Origin of the sequence: Enterococcus wangshanyuanii (assembly GCF_002197645.1) — a bacterium.
Taxonomy (GTDB): domain Bacteria; phylum Bacillota; class Bacilli; order Lactobacillales; family Enterococcaceae; genus Enterococcus_L; species Enterococcus_L wangshanyuanii.
Genome location: NZ_CP021874.1, coordinates 3,092,190 through 3,116,383, shown reverse-complemented (window position 1 = coordinate 3,116,383; position 24,194 = coordinate 3,092,190). Strand labels below are relative to the sequence as shown.

At 39.0% G+C, this 24,194-nt stretch carries 22 protein-coding genes; 4 read left to right on the top strand and 18 right to left on the bottom strand.

Annotation, left to right across the window (positions count from 1 at the left end):
- Positions 1 to 152: 152 nt before the first annotated feature.
- From CC204_RS15595 to CC204_RS15535, 13 genes are all read right to left on the bottom strand, one after another.
- Complete coding sequence (locus CC204_RS15595; protein ID WP_088271002.1) at positions 153 to 542, bottom strand: hypothetical protein; 390 nt, start codon at positions 540 to 542, stop codon at positions 153 to 155.
- 114 nt (positions 543 to 656) lie between these two features.
- On the bottom strand, positions 657 to 1,289 hold the full coding sequence (locus CC204_RS15590; protein WP_088271001.1) for a hypothetical protein: 633 nt from the start codon (positions 1,287 to 1,289) through the stop codon (positions 657 to 659).
- Between the two features lie 3 nt (positions 1,290 to 1,292).
- The gene (locus CC204_RS15585; protein ID WP_088271000.1) at positions 1,293 to 1,949 is read right to left on the bottom strand and encodes a DUF998 domain-containing protein; all 657 of its coding nucleotides are present in this window, start codon (positions 1,947 to 1,949) and stop codon (positions 1,293 to 1,295) included.
- A 46-nt stretch (positions 1,950 to 1,995) separates the two neighbouring features.
- Complete coding sequence (locus CC204_RS15580) at positions 1,996 to 2,925, bottom strand: DUF4767 domain-containing protein (protein WP_088270999.1); 930 nt, start codon at positions 2,923 to 2,925, stop codon at positions 1,996 to 1,998.
- A gap of 153 nt (positions 2,926 to 3,078) precedes the next feature.
- Positions 3,079 to 3,729 (bottom strand): bifunctional 4-hydroxy-2-oxoglutarate aldolase/2-dehydro-3-deoxy-phosphogluconate aldolase, encoded by a 651-nt coding sequence (locus CC204_RS15575; protein ID WP_088270998.1) that lies wholly within the window; start codon positions 3,727 to 3,729, stop codon positions 3,079 to 3,081.
- Between the two features lie 21 nt (positions 3,730 to 3,750).
- Positions 3,751 to 4,821: a mannonate dehydratase gene (uxuA, locus tag CC204_RS15570; protein WP_088270997.1), complete on the bottom strand. Its 1,071-nt coding sequence runs from the start codon at positions 4,819 to 4,821 to the stop codon at positions 3,751 to 3,753.
- Between the two features lie 42 nt (positions 4,822 to 4,863).
- The gene (locus CC204_RS15565) at positions 4,864 to 5,313 is read right to left on the bottom strand and encodes a PTS sugar transporter subunit IIA (RefSeq protein ID WP_088270996.1); all 450 of its coding nucleotides are present in this window, start codon (positions 5,311 to 5,313) and stop codon (positions 4,864 to 4,866) included.
- A 33-nt stretch (positions 5,314 to 5,346) separates the two neighbouring features.
- Positions 5,347 to 6,240 (bottom strand): hypothetical protein, encoded by an 894-nt coding sequence (locus tag CC204_RS15560; RefSeq protein WP_227011176.1) that lies wholly within the window; start codon positions 6,238 to 6,240, stop codon positions 5,347 to 5,349.
- A gap of 32 nt (positions 6,241 to 6,272) precedes the next feature.
- Positions 6,273 to 6,779 carry a PTS sugar transporter subunit IIB gene (locus CC204_RS15555; protein ID WP_088270994.1) on the bottom strand — a complete coding sequence of 169 codons (507 nt, stop codon included), beginning with the start codon at positions 6,777 to 6,779 and terminating at the stop codon, positions 6,273 to 6,275.
- Between the two features lie 24 nt (positions 6,780 to 6,803).
- Entirely contained in the window at positions 6,804 to 7,661 is an 858-nt protein-coding gene (locus tag CC204_RS15550) for a PTS system mannose/fructose/sorbose family transporter subunit IID (RefSeq protein WP_088270993.1), read from the bottom strand.
- A gap of 20 nt (positions 7,662 to 7,681) precedes the next feature.
- On the bottom strand, positions 7,682 to 8,527 hold the full coding sequence (locus CC204_RS15545) for a PTS mannose/fructose/sorbose/N-acetylgalactosamine transporter subunit IIC (RefSeq protein ID WP_088270992.1): 846 nt from the start codon (positions 8,525 to 8,527) through the stop codon (positions 7,682 to 7,684).
- A gap of 14 nt (positions 8,528 to 8,541) precedes the next feature.
- The gene (locus tag CC204_RS15540; RefSeq protein WP_088270991.1) at positions 8,542 to 9,645 is read right to left on the bottom strand and encodes an iron-containing alcohol dehydrogenase family protein; all 1,104 of its coding nucleotides are present in this window, start codon (positions 9,643 to 9,645) and stop codon (positions 8,542 to 8,544) included.
- A gap of 18 nt (positions 9,646 to 9,663) precedes the next feature.
- Positions 9,664 to 10,662, bottom strand: a complete 999-nt coding sequence (locus CC204_RS15535) for a D-isomer specific 2-hydroxyacid dehydrogenase family protein (RefSeq protein ID WP_088270990.1) — start codon at positions 10,660 to 10,662, stop codon at positions 9,664 to 9,666.
- A 657-nt stretch (positions 10,663 to 11,319) separates the two neighbouring features.
- Between CC204_RS15535 and CC204_RS15530 the strand changes: the two genes are divergently transcribed.
- Positions 11,320 to 12,210 carry a MurR/RpiR family transcriptional regulator gene (locus CC204_RS15530; protein ID WP_088270989.1) on the top strand — a complete coding sequence of 297 codons (891 nt, stop codon included), beginning with the start codon at positions 11,320 to 11,322 and terminating at the stop codon, positions 12,208 to 12,210.
- 315 nt (positions 12,211 to 12,525) lie between these two features.
- Here CC204_RS15530 and CC204_RS15525 read toward each other — a convergent pair whose 3' ends face one another.
- From CC204_RS15525 to CC204_RS15505, 5 genes are all read right to left on the bottom strand, one after another.
- Positions 12,526 to 13,353 carry an oxamate carbamoyltransferase subunit AllH family protein gene (locus CC204_RS15525; RefSeq protein WP_088270988.1) on the bottom strand — a complete coding sequence of 276 codons (828 nt, stop codon included), beginning with the start codon at positions 13,351 to 13,353 and terminating at the stop codon, positions 12,526 to 12,528.
- Between the two features lie 226 nt (positions 13,354 to 13,579).
- Positions 13,580 to 14,803 (bottom strand): amidohydrolase family protein, encoded by a 1,224-nt coding sequence (locus tag CC204_RS15520; protein ID WP_162288361.1) that lies wholly within the window; start codon positions 14,801 to 14,803, stop codon positions 13,580 to 13,582.
- Between the two features lie 21 nt (positions 14,804 to 14,824).
- Positions 14,825 to 16,162 carry a citrate transporter gene (locus CC204_RS15515; RefSeq protein WP_373285326.1) on the bottom strand — a complete coding sequence of 446 codons (1,338 nt, stop codon included), beginning with the start codon at positions 16,160 to 16,162 and terminating at the stop codon, positions 14,825 to 14,827.
- 48 nt (positions 16,163 to 16,210) lie between these two features.
- Complete coding sequence (gene arcC, locus CC204_RS15510; protein ID WP_088270986.1) at positions 16,211 to 17,143, bottom strand: carbamate kinase; 933 nt, start codon at positions 17,141 to 17,143, stop codon at positions 16,211 to 16,213.
- A 24-nt stretch (positions 17,144 to 17,167) separates the two neighbouring features.
- Positions 17,168 to 20,176, bottom strand: a complete 3,009-nt coding sequence (locus CC204_RS15505; RefSeq protein WP_088270985.1) for a bifunctional FdrA/YlbE family protein — start codon at positions 20,174 to 20,176, stop codon at positions 17,168 to 17,170.
- Positions 20,177 to 20,298: 122 nt separating this feature from the next.
- Here CC204_RS15505 and CC204_RS15500 point away from each other — a divergent pair, with 122 nt between their 5' ends.
- The 3 genes from CC204_RS15500 (at position 20,299) to CC204_RS15490 (ending at position 24,191) form a co-directional block, all read left to right on the top strand.
- Positions 20,299 to 21,891 carry a PucR family transcriptional regulator gene (locus CC204_RS15500; protein ID WP_088270984.1) on the top strand — a complete coding sequence of 531 codons (1,593 nt, stop codon included), beginning with the start codon at positions 20,299 to 20,301 and terminating at the stop codon, positions 21,889 to 21,891.
- Positions 21,866 to 22,675, top strand: coding sequence for an alpha/beta hydrolase (locus CC204_RS15495; protein ID WP_088270983.1), 810 nt, complete (start codon positions 21,866 to 21,868; stop codon positions 22,673 to 22,675). Before CC204_RS15500 ends, CC204_RS15495 begins: the two co-directional genes overlap by 26 nt.
- Positions 22,676 to 22,751: 76 nt before the next feature.
- On the top strand, positions 22,752 to 24,191 hold the full coding sequence (locus CC204_RS15490) for a helix-turn-helix domain-containing protein (protein WP_162288376.1): 1,440 nt from the start codon (positions 22,752 to 22,754) through the stop codon (positions 24,189 to 24,191).
- Positions 24,192 to 24,194 lie beyond the last annotated feature (3 nt).

The window sequence follows — 24,194 nt, the reverse complement described above, 5'->3', positions numbered from 1 at the left end:
AAGAATAAGTAAATATAAAAGTAGAGAATAAAAGAAAGACGAACATTCCACAAATGCGCTCAAATTAAAGCAATCTTTTTAAAAAAATACTAAAAAAGAACCAAAAAGCCTAAACAGCTTTCTGGTTCTTTAGTTATTTACTATCTTTTAAACTATTTTTTCTCAAAGCCCATGTCAGTTAATTCTTTTTCGCCAGCTTTGAAGCTAGTTCCTGATTTCATACTGCCAGCAGGCGCATCGTAGGTGATCACTGTCTCTTTTTTAGAGTATTTCACTTTGACATCCTCTAAATTTGAAGAAGATTTAAACGCTTCTACTACCTGTTCAGAAGCAGCTTCGTCTGTGATCATCAGCTTTTCATTATCAAAGACAGCTTTTGCTGATGCTCCAGTGATCTTGTCGCCTTTATGCTCAACAATGATCGATACTTCTGTTCCAGCCATAGGTGATTGCGTGAACGTTGTCGTTTCCGCTTTTCCCCCACATGCTACTAAAACCAACAACATTACAAATACTGATATAACCCCTAGAATTTTTTTCATTTGTTCCTCCTTAAATTTTAATTCCAGACTCCATTATATCAAACCGTATCTTAAAATAGAACATAATTATAAAAAAATGATAATTAATAGATTTAAAAATATCTACTTGTACTTTTAATAGGCACTCGCAAAAATGTTTTCTGGATATTGCCCGCTAAAATTAGTCCCCATCTGATCATCATATTCTGAACTTCCCTTATAGACTAAGCTTCCAGCCATGCCCCCCATGACACTGCCAGTCGAAGTTTCTGGAAATTCTCCATTTGGTACTGGCTGTCCGATCGTCTTCAAATTTCTATCGATATATTGTTGGTTTTCTGCAAGAGCCGGATCTAACCCGTAAAGTCTTGTAACCAAATCTAATGCTCTTGTATACTCCGTTCGATTGTATTTCGAATAAAATGCGGTCACCTCGTCTTCTGTAACAGGATTCTCTATGACCTCTGTTTGAATTTCCTGCTCCTCTACTGATGCAGATGATTCAGAAACTGGCTGTGTTGTTTCACTTGTCTGCTCCGAACTTTCCAACATAGTGGTAGATTCCACAGAGGTACTAGATAAACTGCTGGATGTTTGAGTCGTGGTTTGAGAGCTAACTGTACTATTTTCACTACTTGCTGTTTCTTTGGTTACCTGATCCGCTTTTTGATTCTGACAACCAGCAACGATCCCAAGTACAGCGATACCGAGTACGCTAACAGCTCCCCATCGCTTGATCCACGTGTTCTTTAATTGACGCTCTGACATCTTTTATTTCTCTCCTTTTTCCTTAGTGTCTCTTATTTGTTGAATAGACAAAATAGCTAATGGTATATAATTAAAAATAAAACTAATTCGCTGACACAATCCAATGTTATTCAACAATGGTAATTCATTGATAGTAGGTATCCGTGCAAGACCGTAAATCCCTGCACTGAATAAACTGAGTACAAGTAATAGTGAATAAAAATGGATAAGTTTTCTATTTCCTTGCTTTCTATAAAGAAGAATCAGAAAGAGAGGAAACAATAAGAAGCCAGCATACCCCAAACCAGAGCCTATATTATGAACCCACGTTGAAAACGTCCAAGTGCTTTTTTCCGTATCTATACTAAACAATCCAGTAAAAATACAATCACCCACTCCATAAAATCCTACTGCACTAGTCAATATCAGTGCTAATGGCTGAGAGATCTTAGAAAAGCTTTGATAGATTACCGGCAATGCCAAAACAAAGAACACACCGGAAATAACGGACCAGATCAAAAATGCTTGACGAACGGGACTGGCTACGTCTCCAAAAACACTGATCACCATTGTGAGCTGATTCATTTTCGGATAAAATAAACCCAAAACATAGGGTGTTAATAAATCACTGATCACACCGAACAAAAGAAAATACCAGCCATATTTTTTTAGAAGACTCATTTTATCCCACCTATTCTTCATTTGTCACTCACCTATTGAACGATTATCAACTACCGACAATCTGAGCAAAACCACTAGTTAAATCTGCATTCTGCGTTGTGGTAAAATAAACTAGATTCTCCGCATTTCCTTGATTTTGCTGTGTAATCAAAACAATTGGCTGCCCATTTAAAATAGTAAATAAATATAAATGATTATTCATAACTGCTCCTGTTGTTCCCATATCTGAGTATATTGCTACAACATTATATACGTTATCTGTGAGACCACTCTCCGACCATTGAACGGTTGCCGGACTGCCATTGACAGCAATATTGTTGTTGGCAAAGGTACTTGGAAAATTGATTCCATACCAATTCACCTGCCTATTAGGTGAATATTCCACATAAGACTGATCCATACTTTGGCCCCAATCAGCCATAAATTGGACTAAATCTGCTCGCTTTTGTTGATCCCAAGGAATATTATTTTCTGCTTTTTGGGTCGTTTGTGGTGTTTCTACAGTACTCGAGGTTTCCTGCGTTTTTTTGTCATTTTCTTTCGTTGCTTCTGTTTCCTTAGACTCCACTACTTTGGTATTTTCCTTAGCAATTGCTTCTCTCAGGTCCTGAACATATCCCTTAAGTATTGCTGAGCCGTTTTTTTGCTTATCGATTTCTGTTAATTTTTCCAATGCAGCAGAGTATTCTTTTTTCTCTTTCAACGAAACGGCCTCTTTATAAAGAACCACTTGTTCCAGTAACGCCTGTGCTTCTTCCTCCTTTTTATATTCCAATGCTAATTGAAAAGAGGCTTGAGCTTTAGACATATCTTTATCGACTAAGGCTTCTTTGCCCTTAGCAAGCGCTGAATCATATTTTGCCGCCTTCATCGCGCTACTCGTTGTTTCGTTTGCTTTTTCCTTACTGGATTCATTATTCCCGGCACATCCAGTTACTAATAAAAGCAGTACACACCCCACAATAATCTTTTTCATTTGCTAGACTCCTTTTCCTTTGACCCATATTTCTGTCTGATCTTACTGACAATTATACCCAAACTTCCAATGAAAGTAACGCTTAATCCAAGACAAAAAACCACGACGTTCAATAACATCGCGGTTCTCCTATCTCCTATTTTCACTATGTTTTTATTTTTGAGTGACGGCTATTTTCTGAACAAGTGCCTTTAGTTCATTATTAGCTGTCACACCATTATCTTGCTTTATGCATTGCTCAGAAATAATGAATGAACCACCAACAGCCAGAACATGCTCATTTTCGATATATTCAAGAATATTATTTTTGTCGATACCGCCAGTTGGTAAAAAAGTCATGTCGTAAAACGGTCCGCTCAAAGCCTTGATTGCGTGTATCCCGCCATAAACATCTGCTGGGAAAAATTTAACGGTTTTAAGTCCATACTCTGATGCTTTTTGAATGTCTCCCGGAGTAGCTGTTCCTGGAAATATCGGAATATTTTCTAGCAAACAATACTCGATCACCTCTGGAACGATAGCAGGTGAAACAATGAACTTCGCTCCGTTTGCAACTGCTATTTTGGCTTGCTCGATCGTTCGAACAGTTCCCGCTCCCACAATCAACTTTCCAGATGCTGCTAATGTTTGGATCGCTTCTGCCGCCAGCTGACTTCGAAACGTAACTTCAATTAGATGAACTTCATTTTGAAGTAAAATCTCTTCTAGTTTTGCTAAATTACTGCTATCAGTCGCTGTATATAGCGGCAGCAACTTGCTCTCGGCCAATTGTTGATACACATCTCGCGTTATGCTTTTATTCACTTGCCCGCCCCTTTCATCGTCTTAGTTACGGTCATTTTTGATGATCGCTTCGTGCAGCCCTTGTAAATAGCTGATTCCTAAAGCCCGATCATATAAACCATATCCCGGCATTGCAATCTCACCCCAGATGGTTCGTCCATGGTCCGGTCGGATAACGCCATCGAAGCCAGCCTCTACTAATGCCTTCATGATTGCATACATATCCAGCGATCCTTCTGTACTCAAATGGGCGGTTTCTTTGAATTTCTTTTCCCCCATAAAACCAACATTCCGAAAGTGAACAAAATTGATTCGGTGTCCAACTTGGCGGATCATCTCAACCAAATCATTGTTTGGATCTGCGCCTAAAGAACCCGTGCAAAACGTGATTCCATTGTACGGAGAATCAATGATATCCATGATTCTTTTTAAATCGGATAAATTCTTGGTGATGCGCGGAAACCCGAAAATTTCCCAAGGTGGATCATCCGGATGGATCGCCAGTCTGACATCTGCCTCTTCACAAACTGGAATCACTTTTAACAAGAAATATTTTAGATTTTCAAATAAATCCTCTTCCGTTACACCCTCATAAATTTTGACCAGCCCATCAAATTTTTTCAGTCGTTCTTCTTCCCAGCCAGGTAAACTAAACCCCTTTGACTGACTATGGATCAGTTTGTACATCTCACTTGGCTCCATACCATCTACCACAGCCTGATCATAAACAAGAGAAAAACTGCCGTCACTATTTTCATATGCTAAAGAGGTTTTTGCCCAGCCAAAAATCGGTTTAAAACTGTAGCAAACCATTTTTATCCCACATTTAGAAAGGTTACGAATCGTTTGGATATAATTTTCGATATACTGATCTCTGTCAGCCGTGCCCGCCTTGATCGAATCATGAATCGCAACACTTTCGATACCTAATAACTCTAATCCGCCTTTTTCCACAGAATCCTTCAAGTCCTGAATCTCATCAACTGCCCACACGTCTCCCGGCAGTTTATTTAACAATGTACCCACAATTCCGTTGATTCCCGGAATTTGTGTCACATGCTGCAGTGGTATCGTGTCTTTTTTTTCACCATACCATCTAAATCCCCACTTCATGTTGCACCATCTCCATTATTTTGATTTTCTATTTCTTTCGGATCAAAAATCATCGTCCTCATCCGCTGCTTCTGTTTCAATCATCGAAACATGCCAAACCCCTAATCCATTTTCACCTTGTTCGACAACTGCTTCCGGAATTTGTTCAATCGGTGTTTCTAGTAATTGATGATTGATCGTTTCAAGCAGCATCGGCAAATTAGCCCCACTGATGATATAGATCTTTTCTTGTATTTCCTTTTCTAATTCTCTGATCGTAAGCAATGCCTGATTGTATGGACTGGCGCTCACTAAATCAACGAAAACGACAATACCATTCCCTTGGTCAACGAGCTGTATTGCTTCTTTGATTTTTTCTCCGACTTTTTGAATGTCTTCTCCTTGATTTAAGCTGACTGTAGCAATATTTTCAGTAGTCCCCATGATTACTTCAGCTGCATCTTTCAACCCTGTGCTGAGCGCACCATGGGTCGCAATAACGATTCCAAGCATTCTTTTAGCTCCTTTCAAAAAGGATTTTTTGCTTTAGTTCGTAAAAAAATCCTTGATTTGTTTTAATTTGTTTCGATCGATTTCCTTTTGATTCAATGTAGCCTTCTCAAGAAAATACCTTTCTCCTTGCTCCGTTTCACTTACTTTGGCTCCGAAAATGTAACTGATTTTAGAATCACTGTCTTGGTGTATGATAAATGACTGCGCTGCTTTCTCAGTGATTCGCTGACTAATAAAATGGAGCTCTTCCTGACTACCTACACAATCCAAATAATAAATCTGTGCTGCCGACCGACACGTTTCTTTCAGCAAGTTTAATCCTTGATCACCAAAACAGCCCTCATCCAAAAAAGCGAATGCCGTTTTAGAATTTTTGTGTGAAGCGATCAACATCAATAACGCTAAAATCGAAGACGTATTCCGAATCGTATTTTTGCGATTGGACAACCCTTTGGCAAGTTTACTAAATAGAAAAAAGTAAAGGCCATAACACAGGATCGCTGCCCACGTAGAAGGTTTTCCTAAATGGAACATCCCTGTCATGCGATTCATATAGAACACCGTCGCAACAAGTCCAAGAAGTAAAAATAGGAACAAACTGACCACAATAAAACGAATTGTCGCCTGTCGTTGTTTGGTCCGATCAAATAGCTGATAAGAGCCAAAACTTCTGAGAGGTGTATCATAATAGGTACAAATGATCCGATCAGCTGTTTCAATATTTCCGACGTAGACATTGCTGGAAATATACTGCTTTTTTTGCTGATACTCGATCACCTGAATATCTTCACGTAGCTTAGCGATATCTGTGACTAATGTAGCTAAAAAACGTTGCTTTTGTTTTTTTGTCCGTCTAACCTTATTAAGGTGCTGGTAGTGGAAAATCCAGTCCTCCAGCTGATCGTTTCGTTCCATCTTACGACTCACTTCCCATCCTCGCTTTGACTCGTTGACCTTTTTTATAAATTAAATTTTGCCAAAACCTCTTTCAGCGTTGATTTAGGAGCTGAGGGCGTTGCTTGAAAATAAATATCTTCTACACCGTAATTTTCGTTTAAGTCTTTTAATTTTTCTGCATCTGATTGATTCAAATACACGGATTTTGTTACTAGTAAGTCTTTTTCTGGATCTTTTTGTGCAATTCCACCGATATTCAATTCCTTCATTGGTACGCCGTGTGTGACTAGATCATAAATCACACTGATCGTTTTCGTGATCAAAATGCAGTTGTATTCTTTAAAATTGTATTCATCCCAATAAAATTTAGCTTTATCTGGTGTAATAACGATTGTTTTTTGTCCTGTTCGTCCTCCAGCACTTTTATATAATTCACGCATAAATTTATCTTTTGCAACCACATCATCCACCACAAAAATCGAATTTACACCGTTTTTTTGCGATAACGTCATCATAACTTGTCCATGAATCAAGCGCTCATCCACGCGAGCTAAATTGATAACACCCATTTCTATTCACTTCCTCTTCTTGTTTTATAAGATTCCAATAGCGGCCAGTACGATCAAAATTCCGGTCAGCCAAAGTAATGCTTGCGTTACTTTTAATCCTTTTTTCGTGTAGAACCAGTAAACACCCATCACCACAGCCAGCGGCAAGATTCCCGGAACGATCTGATCTAAGATATCCTGTATGACAAATTCTCGTCCTGAAATCTTAAATTGCAGTGCAGAAGAAACTTTGACATAATTTCCAGCTAGAATCCCCATCATGAAAAGCCCTAAAACAGACAAGGTTTCGATCGCATTTTGAACACCTGAACTTTGCATCAGGCCAGTTGCATTCCGTCCCATACTAAAGGCCTGACGAGCAAAGAACACACCTAGAATTGCTTGATATAAGGCAAACGCGATGAATGGGAATAAAGCACCTAACGCACTCCCTTGTTCAGCCCACGGTACTGCTATAGCAATAAAAATGTATTGAACCGTTCCAGAATCAATAGCATCTCCGATCCCGGCAAGTGCGCCCATCAATCCCGCTTTCGTGTTATACATCAAATCGTCCTGCATCAAAATTTCGGTCTCTTCATATTCTTCCTGTGCACGTTGCTGCTCCATAGAAGACATCAATCCAGTGATGACGCCGCCGCCCCAGCTTAATTGTGTATTGAAAAAGAGTAGCTGTCTTTTATACGCTGCTTTTAATTTATCCTCATCTTTATAAAGCTTTCGTAAAATCGGCATCATCGCATAAAGCAGCGAAGGTGCCAGATAGCGTTCAAAAGAATGGGGAATTTCGTTTGCAAAATGCCATCTAAGATAGGCTTTCGTTACATCCTTTTTCGTGATTTCCTCAGGCGCAAGATTTGTACTTTTGTTGATCTCTGTCATTTTATTCCCTCCTCTTTCCATTAGAATCCATCATCGTAATCGTCATCGTCGTCATCTGAAAAAGTTGCCACTGCTTCTCCATTGCTGCTTTGAGTAACTGGCGCATTCTTGCCTTTTTGAGATTGAACAAAAATCAATGCAATCAATACACCGAAAATCGCATAAGTCACCATTGTAACTTCCAAGGATTTGAAGACGATGCTGATGAAATAAGCAAGAAAGAAAAAGACCATATAATCTTTACGTCCGATAACATAAATCGTTGTAGCGATCCCAATGGCTGCTAAGCCTCCGCCGACAACTTCTAATACGTGGATCACAACAGTACCTTCCAGTGCAGTGATCACATCCGCGATCACTGGCGCGCCAAAATACAGAGCCACAAAGACCAACGGAACGAATAAGATAAACGAAGCAATCGTCGGGTACATGATGACCGAACGAGAAATAGCTTTCGGGTTTAAATCTTCTACTGCTTTATCCGTATATTTCCCTAAAAACGTATTGATAAAGAATCTGAATTGATACAAATAGCTACCCAACAAGCCAACGGGAACTGCTACAGCGATCGCAGCCTCTGGTGTTAAATTCCCTAACAATGCGACTGGAACAGCGATCGCAGCTGCAATCGAAGGTTCTGCCGGCATTGATCCGCCTGGTGAGAAAACCCCCATATAAATCATTTGCAGCGCAGCTGTCACGATCATTGCCTGTGCAACATCCCCCATCACTAACCCAACGATCAGACCCGTCATCAAAGGCGAGAAGCGTAAGGTAAGCGTTGCTCCTCCCCCTAACCACCTTGACATGACCGCCGCTGTCCACAATGCGATCAAGAAACTTTGCATCACACTTAATGTTTCCATATGTCCTCCTCCTGTTACCTTTTTTCTTTTATATAATCTTCCAGTGCCAGCAACGCATCTTTCAATGACGATCGAGTGATCGTTACAGGAATCAGATGAACCTTTTCTTTAGAATCAATAAATTCAATAATCTCATCGATCACACTTTCCTCAGGATAAATGCCCATTTGCTGTAAAGATACTGGTAAATCCAATGCTTGATAAAACGGCAGCAGTTGATCGATCATGCCCCATTTCTCTTCTAATGCCAATTGATAAAAAATCCCATAGGCCACTTTTTCACCATGTAAAAACGAATGACTTTCAGGAATATATTTGCTCATACCATCATGCATTGCATGCGCCGCAGCATTTCTAGCATATTTATCGCCTAACCCGCCAACCATTCCAGCTACTGCAAAAATGATTTCTGATAAGTGAACAAATTCTTCTGAAAGAATGCCTTGCTTCATATCCTCGATCGCCTTGACTGAATCCTGCATAATAGCCTCTTTACATAATTTTGCTGTGAAAGCCGCAAGCTGTAAAAAAGGCTCATTTCTCAAATGTTCCTGCTGTAAAATCGCATCTGACTCATACCATTTGGCTAATGTATCTGCTAACCCTGCGATAAAATAATCGACCGGGGCATCGATCACTAATTTAGGATCCGTAATCAAGAAAGCTGCTTGTCTTAAGTAATGCTCTGTCTTACCTTCTGCTTCACCGCTTTCTTTGTACATAACAGATAACGGTGTCCACGGCGCGCAATTACTTGCCAATGTAGGAATCAAACCGAAATCAAGATTAAGTAGATGAGCCGCATATCCTACTAAATCTGCCAACTTCCCTCCACCTACACCAATGATAAAATCAATTTCAGCCGTTTGTGCCAAATCAATGATCAAATCAACACCATAATAACTACATTCTCCACTATATTGATGATACGTAACCTCATACTTCTCACTTTCAACAAAGCTCAGATAGGTTTTAGCTTTTTCCCATGAAACCGTTCCGTGAACGAGCAAAATCTTTTTAGTCCCATATTCGTTCAACAAAGCTGGTACTTTTTCAATCGCTCCTTCATGGTACTGATAAAACTGCGGCCCAACTTTTACCTTCAAATCATTTAACATTTTTCCCACTCCTACTCATTAAGCAGTCACATGATCACGCACTTGAACCGTCCGTTCTGGCACTCTACCTGCTGCAACATCCTCAACATCTCTTACGCATTTTTCCCCCATTGCTTCGAGACACTCCATCGTATATGCAGAAGTATGCGGCGTCATCACTACATTTTCCATCGTCAAATAGGGATGATCTTTCCGTCCAGGCTCTTCTTCTAAAACATCTGTCGCAAAACCAGCGATCTTCCCAGTTTTTAAACCGTTTACAATTGCTTCTTCATCAACTAGCGCACCTCTTGCACTATTTGAGAGATACACATTGTCTTTCATTTTCTCGATTTCTTTATATGAAATCATGTGATAATTATCCTCTGTGAGATTTGCACACAAACAAATAATATCCGCTGATGCCAGCAACTCTTCCAGTTCAACTTTTTTGGCTCCATAGCTTTGAATATGCCGTTCTGATTTATAAGGATCATAGGCTAAGACTTCACAACGAAAACCATTTCGAACGATCTCAACTACTGCACTACCCGTATTCCCCACGCCAATTACACCAACAGTTTTATTGAATAACGTTCTTCCAACAAACTGCGCCCGATTTTCCCACAGGTCTTCTCTAACACTCAAATCTGCTTCCACTGTCCGACGTAAAATCGTCATCAAATTCGTTACATTATTTTCGGCTACCGCATCACGCTCAACTAGTGCCGGGATGATCGAAACGATCGTATGATGCTTTTCAGCTGCATGGATGTCGATATTGTTATAGCCGATGCCATGTCTGGAAATCAATAATAATTCGTCTTTATAATCAAAAAATTCCTCTGTAAAAAACGGGGTAACACTAGCAATAATGATATTGAATCCCTGAAGAACTTCTGCCAATTCCCGACCAGAAATTTCCGAATCGACTGTGACATGTTCAACCCGACCAAGAGCTTGTAGACGTTTGATATGATCTGGAAAAACTTTCCCAAAACTACTGGAATTGACAATTGCAATCGTATATTTTGACATGCTTTCACTCCTTTCACTGCCTCTGCAGGATTAAAATAAGTCTCAACAATAATTAAACTGACTGTATCAACGACATTTCTCTGGGTAAATAAGCACGCTTTTTACTATCGATAGTTTTTTTGAGTCAAAGCGTATTCAGTCAACATTTCTTGATTTCTGTACTGAACACCTAAATAGTACTTCTTAAAAAAAATTATGTAAAGGTTTACAACAAATAAAAAATATTTTTTATTAACAAGAGAAAGACTTTCATCATATTCGATTTGAAAGCGCATACAAAAAAATAGCGTAAACCTTATGAAAACAGCTGATCATTTCCTTCATTAAAGTGTTGTTCTCTTCAGTAAAGTACTTTAAGTATAAGTTTATGATCTTCTATCAAAAATAAATCCGGCGTATTGTTCACTCTTGTTATCAGAAAAAAATACCTAAGAGTTTAGATATAGTCGAATTTTTCCATTGTAATTTTCTAAAAAAATAAAAATTGTTTTTTACATTTTTATTCTCTATAATGATGTCTAAGAATTATCTGCATTTTTTTATGAAAAAAGTGCTATATTATATAGAAAGCGTTTAAATAGGTACTTCTTTTTCCTAAAATTGATTATCTGATTCCAAGCGTCATCAACTAGTTTCGTACTTTGAATGGAGGTTACTATGAAAAATCATTATCTAGACCAAAGAATACGATTAAAAAAAGGCAATCTCAGCGAAACGGAACAAAAAATTTCTCACTATTTTGTCCATTCCGATGAAATGCTCTCCCGCAAAACATTAGAAGAACTGGCGAATGAAATCGAAGTCTCACAATCATCCATTTATCAGTTCGTCAAAAAAATCGGCTATAATGGCTTTCAGGATTTTAAAATCGATATTGCCAGAAACTCTAATTATCAACCAGCCTTTCAAAATTTAAATATCAATACTGGCGCAGACGATATCACCCCAGAAGATACCAGTATCGATATTGCTAAAAAAGTAGTTCAATCAAATATTTACTCTTTAAGCAATGCGACACACTTTTTGACAGAAGAGCTTTTAAACCGCGTCTTAACGATCATCTATTCTGCTAAAACTTTACATTTTTTTGGGTTGGGTGGTTCATCGATCGTCGCTTTTGACAGCTTCCATAAATTTATCCGAACAAAATACCGCTGCAATTATATTTTTGATTATCATATGCAGCTCAGCTTTGTAACTAAACTGACTAGTGAAGACTGCGTGTTTATTTTCTCTCATTCCGGTCAAACGAAAGAATCCGTCAACTTAGCGCGCCAAATCAAAAAAACTTCGGCTAAAATTATCGTTTTAACTGGAAATAGTGGTTCAGAGCTAGTTACTTTGGCAAATCAGGCGATCATCGTTTTGACGGAGGAAACCTTGTTTAGAACCGAATCCCTCGCCTCACGAATCAGCTATTTAACGGTGATGGATATTTTATATACGAATGTCATGCATCATAATTATGATCAAAATATTGAATCGATCAAAAAAATTAGAGATAATATCAGTACGACGAAAACGAATCCTTATAATTTTACACCTTGATGTGATGGAAATGATCGAATCAGATCTAGTTGTTGTATTTAGTAGCATATCCTGATTTTAAGAGCCACTAGTTCTTTCAAACAAATAAAAAAAATTCCTGAATCTACTTTGATTCAGGAATTCTTTATCCACACGATTATTATTATATTTTCTGCCATAAATTCCAAGTTATATATACCCTCTATGCATTTATATGGTTATATAAAGATTTTTTAGTTTTCTATTAATCAACAGTTATATTATTTAACTTTTTGAATGCAGCCAAACTATCTTCATCCATAAAAAACAAGCCAGTAACTGAAAGGACCACCTCTCTTACTGAACTTGCTCTTTTATCACTGCCTTCGTTCCTAACAAAACACCATAGCACATATCATGTCCCGAAGTATGACCGACTTCTAACAGTCGATCGATTTTTTCTGCCACTTGTTCCATCGCTTCGTTTCTTTCTAATGATCTCCAGACATCCATCACAACTGAACTAACGTAGTTATCAAGCAATGCATAAAAATAATTTTCACTAATACTCGTTGTGGCTTTTATATGCCTTTTTATCTGCTCTGCAACTGCCGAAGCGTCAAGGTGTTCATAGGTTTTCAGCATAAATAAATACCCTAATAAAATATCATCTCCACTAGGTGTCAAGCCTTTGCCTCGTCCAATCAAATAGGTGACGATCGGCTCTAGATTAGTTCCTTTATTTTCAGCTAGCTGCGCAAAATAATCGGTCTCTTTTTTTCCTATGGGCAAACCGATGGCTTCTTCTAAGTGTTTCGCCTCCAGTAGTTCTAACAATGATTGAAGCTTTTCTTCACGATAGATGACCTGTTGGATTTTCAACTCTTCTTTACTGATCGGCGTTAACTGAATCGTCTGAATCCCTAATTGACTGTATACAGTCAATGAATCACGTGTCAGCTTGACTAGGTTTCCTTGTTGACAATACGGTTGAAGCTGATCAAAGTGAACTGCTGAAATTGTCATACCAAAACTAGATAAAAAATCCGTTGCAGTGTTCACATTGATCAAACGGTCATTTACAGATATATTGAATGAACGATCAAAAACACTGTGGATCTTGCCCATTTTGCCAAATAAATTCAATTCAGTTAAATATGTACTGATAATTGTCTGCTCTTGCATTTACTTCACCTTCTTTAAAAAAAAGAAAGAGTGAGCCTAGAGGCTGAGACAAAAGTGTTTAGCTCCGAGAAATAAGAAGGAATTCACGAAAATTGTTCTACAAATTTTTGTGAATTCCAGCTTATTTCCAAAGGAGCTACTTTTTTCTCGCCGTTGATTCGGGTTTAGAGAGCGAAACAAAACTGATTTTTAGTTTTGTCTTACTCCTATCCTCTTTCCTTCAAAATTATCTTAAAATATTGACTTTCTTATCGACTTTCACAGTCACTTTTCCGTTTTTGATCACGTAAGAGCGTTCTGGAAAATCGATCAATGCAGTTGCTACTGCTTGTGTATCCAGCAAGACTAAATCTGCTTTTTTGCCGACTGCTAAACCGTAATCTTTCAAGCCTAATGCTTTTGCAGGATTTTCAGTGATCATCGGTAAAACGGTTGGCAGGTCATCTGCTCCGCCAAGGTGTCCAACAGGAACAGCTAGCATAGCGATTTGAATCAAGTCACCATTGCCGTATGGTGTAAACCCATTGCGGATATTGTTTGTTGCTAAAGCTACGTTCACGCCTGCATCACGCAATTTACGAATCGGTGTAACTGCACGACGAACGTTGTATTGATCATTTCGTGCACCTAAATGCAGATCTGTAGCTGGCAACGGCATCACATTGATTTGCGCTTTGACCATTAGATCGATCACTTTAGCTAATTGTTCCGGCTCCATCGCATGTAGAGCTGTCAGATGCCCAACTGATACACGGCCTTCGTAGCCTTCTTTGATGGTTTTTTCGCATAGATATTCGATTGACGTATTATCTGCTTCATCTGCAAAATCTTGGTGTAGATCGATATCTTTATCATACTTCTTAGCGATCTCAAAAATCAAGTCGATATGCTCATTCGCTGGTGCATCGTTATAAGGGATTCCTCCAACAACGTCTGCACCCATGTCCATCGCTTCATACATCATTTTTTCAGTTCCTGGTGCTTTGAAAATTCCTTCTTGCGGGAAGGCAACAACTTGCATATCGATCAAGTCTTTGTATTCTTCTTTTAATTTCATGATCGTGTTGAAGCCTGTAAAGCCTTGTGCCGGATCAAATTCTGCATGGGTTCTAACTGCTGTCGCCCCATGGCTGATGATCATTTCTAATGCTTGTTTGGCACGGCTGTATATGTCTTCTTCTGTAAATGTCGGTTTCAACTTAGCTGTTACTTGAATCGCTTCTTGCAAGGTACCAGATTTGTTAGGTTCTCTATCTGCGATCAAGGCTTTGTCCAAATGAATATGGCTTTCTACTAAACCAGGAATCAACACTCGACCATTTGCTTCGATCACTTCTTTGGCATCTCCAGTGATTTCAGGTGCAATTTCAACGATTTTTCCATTGTCGATCGCTACATCTTGTAATGCTTCGCCATCTTTAATACGTGCTTGTTTGATCAATAAATCCATTTTTTCCACTCCTTATTTTGTTTATCCAAAAATAAAACCAATAACTAATAGAATAACTGACGCAAGACTCAACCATTTCACATTTCCTTTTACCACATCTAAAATCGGGATTTGGAAACCAGAAGACAATGCCTGCATCGTGATATTTACGAAACTCATTTGGCTGCCTAAACCGACACCTACCGTCACAAAACCTAATGCCAATGGCGGGAAGCCCAATGAAACAGCGACTGGCAAGACTAATGTCAATACCGAACCAACATAAGCTCCTGCTGGAATTCCGATCAAGATACCTGTTAAGATCGCTACAGGTACTACGATAAACTCAGGCGCATTTTGAGCAACACCTGCAATGACAGCAAAGGTTCCTGTTTGAGCGATCACATTGATGAAGGCTAAGAAAATCCCAACTTGGAATAAACGAGTCAAAATATACGTCGAACCATCGACCATCGCTTCGACAGATTGATTCATCGTAAAGTTTGTACATAAGTAAACCAAGACCAATGTCAACACCATATACACAAGCGGTGTGAAGAAAGCAAAGCCGATCAAGTCATTCACAACAGGGCCAAAAATTACAGCGAATAATAAGAAAATAGCTGGTAAGGTGATTTTGAACAACTCACCATTACTTTTTTGTTCATACTCATCATCTTCTGACTCTTTAAAGCCGATATTACGATGTTTCGTACCCCAAAAGGCTAAAACGATCGCTAAAACAACAAATAATAACCAGAATGGACGCATTTGTGACACATAAGAAGCCACGCTGACATCGCCTAATTTTGACACAATACTTGATTCAAGAGAAGCTGGTGAAGTTGTAAATGATACTGCTGCCGCTAATGACATCGCTGCGATCAACTCAGGTACAACACCCACTGCTGCAAAGGCTAATGGCGCAATAACCATTGCACTTCCGCCGCCGATCCCTGACATATAGGTTGCTGCTGCTAATAGAATAACGATAAACGCTGAAACATATTCTACTTTTCCTTTTGTCCCGCGTTTTGCTAAGGTTAGGGCCGCTGAATAACTGCCGGCTTTAAATACAGCCATTGCAACAGCTGAGTTGATGATCGGTACAGTGATACTCAACATAGATGGAATGGTTTCCAATAGTTGTGTATTCGCATCTGCTAAACTGATCCCGCCGATGATCATGGCCAAAATCCCAGCAACTAACCCAGCGATGATCATATCAACTTTTTTGAACAATAATACTAAAACTAAAATCAATGGTATCAATACTAAAATTGCTTTAAATCCTGTAGGCGCAACGACTTTATCCATTTCTGCCGCGTACGCACTGATTCCCGATAATCCCCCAATAAAAATCGAGAATAAAAGAAACATCATTTTCTTTCGTAAGTTCATCGTCCTACTCCTTCTTGTTCTTTTTAGTTAACAAACGATTTTTGTTCCATAGCCTTTAGGAATGTTCCCAAGGTTTTCGATAGAGGTGATGACAACTTCTCTGTCTTTTCGATCGTTGACAAAGGCAATCGCTGACTCTACTTTTGGCAACATACTTCCAGCTGGAAACTGGCCTTCTGAAATGTACTGCTGTGCTTCTGCAACCGTCAGTGTTTCTAATTTCTTTTGATCTGGTTGATTGAAGTTAACATAAATGTTATCAACACCTGTCAAAACAATCAAACGCTCTGCTCCAATTTCTTCAGCTAATTTTTGTGCAGATAGATCTTTGTCGATCACTGCTTCAACCCCCGTCAATATTCCTTGCTCGTCAGAAACAACTGGAACGCCACCACCGCCGACACAAACGGTAATAACGTCTGCTGCGATCAATGATTGGATCGCTGCTTTTTCGATGATTCGTTTTGGCTCTGGGGACGCGATCACCTTACGGTAACCACGTCCAGAATCTTCTGCGTAAACGCCTTCTCCTTTCATCACTTTTTCATCTGCTTCTTCTTTTGTATAAAAAGGCCCGATCGGTTTTGTTGGTGTCGTAAATGACGGGTCGTTTTTATCCACTTCTACTTGTGTTACAACACTGACAACACTTTTTTCTACCCCTTGTTTCTTTAATTCATTTTGAAGCTCTTGCTGGATCCAATAGCCAATACTGCCTTCGGTCATCGCAACATTTGTATCTAGTTTCATCATCGGTGTTTTTTCAGAATCACCCATTTGTTGCTGGATCAGCAAGTTCCCCACTTGCGGTCCATTTCCATGACACAAGACAACTTGTTCTCCTTGTTTGATAAATGAAGCGATCTCAGTTGCTACATTTCTAACAACCTCACGTTGTCCTTCATCTGTCGGAATTTTATCTAAAATGGCGTTTCCGCCTAAAGCAATCACGTTCAGCACGTTTTCTTCCTCCTTAGTAGTCGATTAATCGACAGTGATACCTAACTCTTTTGCATACGCTTCTAAAGCTTTTTCAAAACAAGCGAGAGGTGCACGGACAGTTCCTGCACCGATTTGGCCAACACCGGCATCTTTATGAGCGATCCCTGTATTGATCACTGGTGTGATCCCTGTTTCAACGACTTTACGGATATCGATACCTAAACAAGTTCCTTGGAAGTCCCAAGTTGGAATCGTCCAGGTTGGATTGTGTGTATCACTGATTTTTGCCATTTCATTTGATGTATCAAGCGCATCCTGGAAGCCACCTGCACCAACGAAACGAGTAACACCAGGCGCTGCAACCATTGCCATACCACCAACTCCGACTGTTTCTGTGATCGCACTGTCACCCATATCAGGGTTGCCGTCTTCTTCTGTAAAACCAGTAAAATATAGACCTTTTGGTAAGTTCACCGGTGCAGTAAACCATTCATCATTAGTTTCAGCAATACGAACCCCAAAGTCCACACCATTTCTGGCAAGTGTCGTTACGATCGTACCTTTGGCTTCTTTTCTTGCTGTATCAACCATCGTTTTACCTGCTGCCATCATGATATTCAAGAAGAACTGATCAGTGTCTGCCAAGAATTTCATGACATCGAAGCGGTCTTGAACATCCATATCGACTAAGATGATATAAGGAGCGATTTCACGTAAGAAGTTCAATGATGCTGCAAAGTTACGTTGATGGAATTCATCTCCCATCGTGATCGAACGAGCGATCAGCACACTTAGGTTGATGCCGTCTTCACTTTTACTTAACGCTTTTGAAAGAGTTGGCCCTAAAACATCGCGTAGCCAGTTCAATCGTGTGATCACTTCTTCTGAGAAGGCACCAAAACGTAAAACTTTTCCGATCCCTTCATTCATTGTACAGTAGCCGCGTGTGCCATCTAAGCGGTTTTCTACGACAAAGACAGGCATATTTGCTGATGTGATCCCGCCCATTGGTCCTACGGCATTCACATGATGACAAGGGATAAAACGAATCTCATTGTTTTTGATCATTTGACTAACTTCGGCTTCATTCGCTGCCCAGCCTTCAAAAATTGCTGCACCGACTACAGCACCTTTCATTGGACCTGTCATTGCTTGCCATTCAATTGGCGGACCTGCATGTAAGATTGTTTTTTGTGCTTCATTCAGTTCTGGAATCACTGTTTTGGCTAAGACAACATCTGTCAAGAATGGTTGAGCATTTTTGATTTTTTCGATTACTTTTTGGTTTTCACGATCGATTTCTTCTGCATGATCTTCTAAAGCATTTAGAATTTTGATCATTTTCTTATTGCCGTTAGCTCTTGGTTTCCAGTTGAATTGTTCAGATTTACCATCGAATTTTTGAATCGATTCATTGAAACTTTGTAATCCGACATTGATGATTCTTGGTTTTGTATTCAATAGTTCCATGACTTTTTCACCAGCCGCTGGAACTGCAATTGTTTCACCTTGATAAGGAGCAACTGCTTTGTCTGCTTCTGACAATGAGATGCCTTTTAGACCTAAAGCAAGACGAACAGCTTTAGCGTTACTTGGTGCAACCAAAACGTTGTTTTCTTTTAGTTGATTCACTGCTTGTGCATAGTTTTGCGGATCATTGTTTGTGCCTACAACGGTTGCAACAAAATACAGTTCACGTCCATTTGCCGCGGCTTTTGCTTGCTCTTCTTTGATGACAGGAAGTAAAGCACCGACCATATCTTCGTGAGCGCCATAACCAAGAACGAAATCAAGTAAGATTACGCCAGTTTTTTGATCCTCTGCGTACTCACGGATTTTTTTGATGCGGACTTCTGGATCGATCATTGGATGCGGTTTGCCTTGCGTATAAATATCGTCGCCTAGATCGATCACATCATAGCCATGTGATTTTAAGACATATCCTTCTTTTTTCACTAAGCCGTCTAAACCTAATGCTTCTGAGATCAACATACCAGCTTCTGCAGCTAAGGTACCGCCAGAATACAAACCAGTGATTACTTTTTCTTCACTTAATGCACGAACTTTCGGCATTTCGATTTCTTCAAAGTAATTGGCTTTGATCGCTGTATCATTGGCTAGATCAACCGCGATTTGAGCTGTTTCTTCTAATGTATGAGCTAAATAAACTTTGCCTTCATGAGCCGTTGGTTTTTCACCTAAGAAGATCGCTACAACTGGTTTTGATATACTTTGTAATAGTTGAACGACTTCATCACGTACTTCTTTTGCAGGTGGTTTAGAGATGACACAGATCACATCTGTTGGTTCGTGGTTCTCCAAAGCAACGATAGCATCTTTCATTGTCACTGCACCGACTTTATCACTTAAATCACGTCCGCCAGTACCGATAGCATGTACAACACCGCCGCCTAAACGATCGATGATCGTTGTTACTTCTTGGATTCCTGTTCCAGAAGCGCCAACCACACCAATATTTCCTGGCGTGATAACATTTGTGAACGCGATAGGAATACTTGAAATGATTCCAGTACCACAATCAGGTCCCATCATCAACAATCCTTTTTCATGTGCTAGTTTTTTCAATTTCACTTCATCTTCAACGGGGATGTTGTCTGTAAATGAAAAGACATGTAGCCCATTCTTTAAAGCGGTTTCCATTTCAGCTGCACCATATTCTCCTGGAATACTGAATAATGCCATATTAGCATCCGGTAATTCTTCCAGCGCTTCTTTCCATGAGGTTGATGCATGATCTTTTTCATCTGCACCCTTTGAGGATAAATCACTTAGAAATTTATCGACTTCTGGCAATACTTGATCCATGATCGTCGGTTCATCGCTATCGACAACGATCATCAAATCATTTGGTGAAGCAGCCTTTGCTTCATCTGTCAGCAGTTCTGTGTTTAGTAAAATGTCTTTATTGGCATCTGTCCCCATCATCAGTTGACTCATTTTGACAGCAGAAAGCGCATTAATTTGGTTGGTCAACAACATCAAGTTAATGGAATCTTGGTAATTATTCTTTAAAATTACTGTGTTTAACATATGTATCCTCCTATCTCTCTCTTACGTTTTTATTGTAATCCAAAAATGAATGTGTTTTCATCGGACAATATTCTAAAAAAATGATATAATTTTTATCCATATAGGGGAAAAAGGTGATTTTAATGAAATTGAAGGAACTTTTGTCGATCGGAGACTTAAAAACGAGTAAAATTCTAACGAAGGAGATCGGCCTGGAAAATGATGTGGAGTCAGCGATGGTGCTTGAAGCTATTGATATTGAGCAGTGGAGCAAGAAAAACCAGCTGATTTTGACTTCTTTTTACGCATTCAATGGGCAATCAAATGAAGTATTGGAAGAATTTTTTTCAAAGATGCAGGTTATTGGTGTGAGTGGTTTAGTGGTAAAAATGGATCGATTCATTACGATGATCCCTACTTGGTTCATTGATTTATGTTTTAAATATCAAATTCCTTTGATCAAAATCTCTCAGGAAGTTAGTTACGAAAAAATCTTACTCACGATCTATGAGCCTTTGCTCAATCATCAAACACATATTTTGCGTACGTATTATGAAGTGCGGCAACGATTTACTCGATTAGAAAAAGGCTTTCCGACATTAGAAGCCATCATGCAGGAATTTTATCAGATCATCGGGAGTCCCTGCAGCTTGAAATTGATCGATAAACATATTGAAATCAATTTTGGAGAACAAGCCAAAGACGGCATCGTCTTATCGCGTGAAGCTGTCACAAATGGCGAATTTACGAAGAATGATTATTCTCTTTTACAACTTTATTCGCAATCGAGTGTCAAAACACAGCAAGCACTTGAAGTCAGTATTTTTAACAGCTATTCATCCAATTGTTTATTATTAGTTTATTTAAATGAACCTGAGATCAAGGAAACGGATCTTGTGATTATCGAAAATACGATCGATGTGCTGCAGGAAAAATTCAATACAGAACGTTTATTGAAAAAAGAGCGCTATACTCGTTTAAATAATTTAGCAGATGCGATTTTACAAAATACGCCGGCTAACCCAGATGAGCTGGATAGTTTGTTGCTTGAAGCAAATATGAGTCTATTTCCTTCCTATCAGGCGGTGGCTTTTTCGACACGTTCAACGACGATTCAGCTGATCAAGGAAAAAGTTCTTTCATTATTACGCTCGCTGAAAGTCCGTTCTATTTTTTTCGATCAGCATAGCTATTCCGTCGTTCTTTTTAATTTTGATGGAGCAAATGGCAGCATCACAAAGGAGCAGGTCGAGCATCTTTTAGAGAAAACGTTAGAGGCAAATCCTGATCTATCCTTGGCGATCAGTAATGTCAAACCAAAGCAGGAAATCAAAGAGATATTGATGGAATGCTTAGATATTTTACGGTTCAATGAAGAATTTTATAGCGATGCGATCGTTAGTTTAGCGGATATCGGGATTTTTCGCTACTTTATCCAAAATGAACAGTTAAGTGAAATGGATACGTTTGTTCCTGAATCCTTGCAGCAGCTAGCGAATAACAATTACGATCTTTTTGAAACGTTCTACCAATTTTTAAGAAATGAACGAAACTACAAGCAAACAGCTGAAGCGATGTTTTTACATTCGAAAACGATCCGTTACCGTTTAAATAAAGCCGAGCAGCTGTTAGCAATTGATTTTTCTAATCCTTTACAGCTTTTAAATTATGAAATCGGCACCTATATTATCAAAATGAGGAGAAAAGCCCATGAAAAAAACACGCCAATTAGCTAATGGCGCAGCTGTAGATATTTATCAAGCAGAAGGTATTGAACCACAAAAAACGATCATTTACTTTCACGGCGGTGGTCTTATCTATGGTACAAAAGGAGATTTAACTGAAGAATTAAAACAAGTCTTTTTAAAAAATGATTTCCAAGTGATCGCCGTCGATTATTTACTTGCACCAAACACAACCTTACCAAATATCCTGACTGCACTTGAAGACACAGTTGCTTTATTGAAAGACGAAGTGATCCAGTCACGCCCATTCGGCTTTTGCGGACGTTCTGCAGGGAGCTTTTTGATGTTGCAGTTAGTTAAGCGAGGAGTAACACCTCGACCTGATTTTTTGATCAATTTTTACGGATACACAGACTTATCGTTTCTTGATTCGCCACGACATTTAATCGAGCAAACGATCTCTGAAAAAGAAATCCAGCAAGTGGATCAAGAAAATAAAATCTGGGATGATCCTTTTTTGAATAGATACCTTCTTTATCACTATGCTGTTCAAAACCAAATGATCAGTAAATTTTATGGCATAAATGAGGAAACTATCCATGAGTTCGCCATCACAAAAGAAACGCTACAGACATTTCCTCCTTGTTTCAGCAGCGCCAGTAGTTCTGATGAAGAAATCCCGTTTCGCTATAGCAAACTACTTGGAAAAACGATTCCTAACAGCAGATTTGAACCTGTTTACTATCTGGAACATGATTTTCTTAAGCTTTCACAGGACAGTCAGGTACAAAAGGTGCTTAAACATTTAGACAACTGGTTAACTTCCGTATTATAATAACGTATTGGTCGTTGATTTGATGTCACCTCGGATCAAAGATACTTGAATTCTGGAGGGTCTCACTATGTATTCAATGCTAAAAAAAATCATTACAGAAAAAGATATCCAACGGCAGATCCTATTATTGGAGCAGTTGTTGAATCAGCAAACCATTACCGCAAAAAATCTGTCAGCTACTATAGGCACAACTGAACGAACGATTTTTTCAGATTTACAATTGATCCGCGAGCAACTTCCTTTAGGTTGGTCGATCGAAACGGACAGTTCTGGTATTCGTTTGGTGAATGCCAGTAACGCACTGACGAACGACATATGGGAACTCTTTTTAGATCAGTCTGTCAGTGTCCAACTAGTCAAAGAATTATTTTTCACTAAAGAATTAGTGACACCAACGTTTCTTCAAAATAGTGGTGTTTCGTTGGAAACATTGAAACGCCATACAAAGAAAATCAACCAGCAGTTAAAATCTTATCATGTCGAAATCAAATTGACTGCGTCCAACGCCAAACTCTTGGGTGAAGAAAGTGCCATACGTATTTTTTATCATCGGCTGCTCGTTCCTTTTACTCACAATAATTACTTTTTCACAGATTATGCGATTCATGAAGAGCATTATTTCCGTTTTCTAAAAAAAATCAACCGCTCGTCGATTTCTGTCGATACTGAACAAATCTTTGGTGCCTGTTGGTTTTTTATCAATACGATTCGGATCAAAGCGAATTGCCGTATCGAAACATTTCCATTTGAGCAGTCAGATGCACTGTTTGCTTTGTATGCCCCCCACTTAGAGGATTTGTATGCTAAAGAAGGGATTTATTTACAGGGAGAAGAGATCTTTTTTGCTTTTTTCTGCTTTTTAGAAAGCTGGAACTATGATAATCATTACGGTACTCAATTGAAGGAAGTGTTCAATCAGCAGTATGGTTCTCTAGAAACAGCCGTGCAGTCATTTGTTAGCCATTTAGCTGAAGAAATCGAACTGCCAAGACTAGCTGTAACACCGTTAGCCTCTAATTTAGTTTTATTACTGATCAAATATATTGAATCGCCTGTTTTATCTGAAATGTTTCAACTGGAATATCAGGAGTTGATCATAAATAGACAAAACCAATGGCTGGATTTTAATACGAGAAATCAACAATTACTAGATATTCTAGGTTCAGAAGTGGCGATCCATTATCCAGATTACTTTTTTAATTTGGCAACCTTATTAGAACAACAAGCAATATTTTCAGTTCAACCTCAACTCTTAACTGTCTACTTTATTTATCAAGGCGAACCTGCCTGGAAAGCTTTTTTACAGCAGGAGTTAGCTGATTATCTTGGAAATCGGGTCACATTAAAAGCCATTGAATGGACGGAACTATCAGAAATCCAGTTAAAAAAGACAGATTTGCTTGTTTCTAACTTTCCTTTGGAACGCATCACGATTCCAGTCTTCTATATTTCTTCGATCCCAACAAAAAATGAGCTCCATCAGTTGAAAGAGCTCACGTTAGAACCATATCTGTAATTC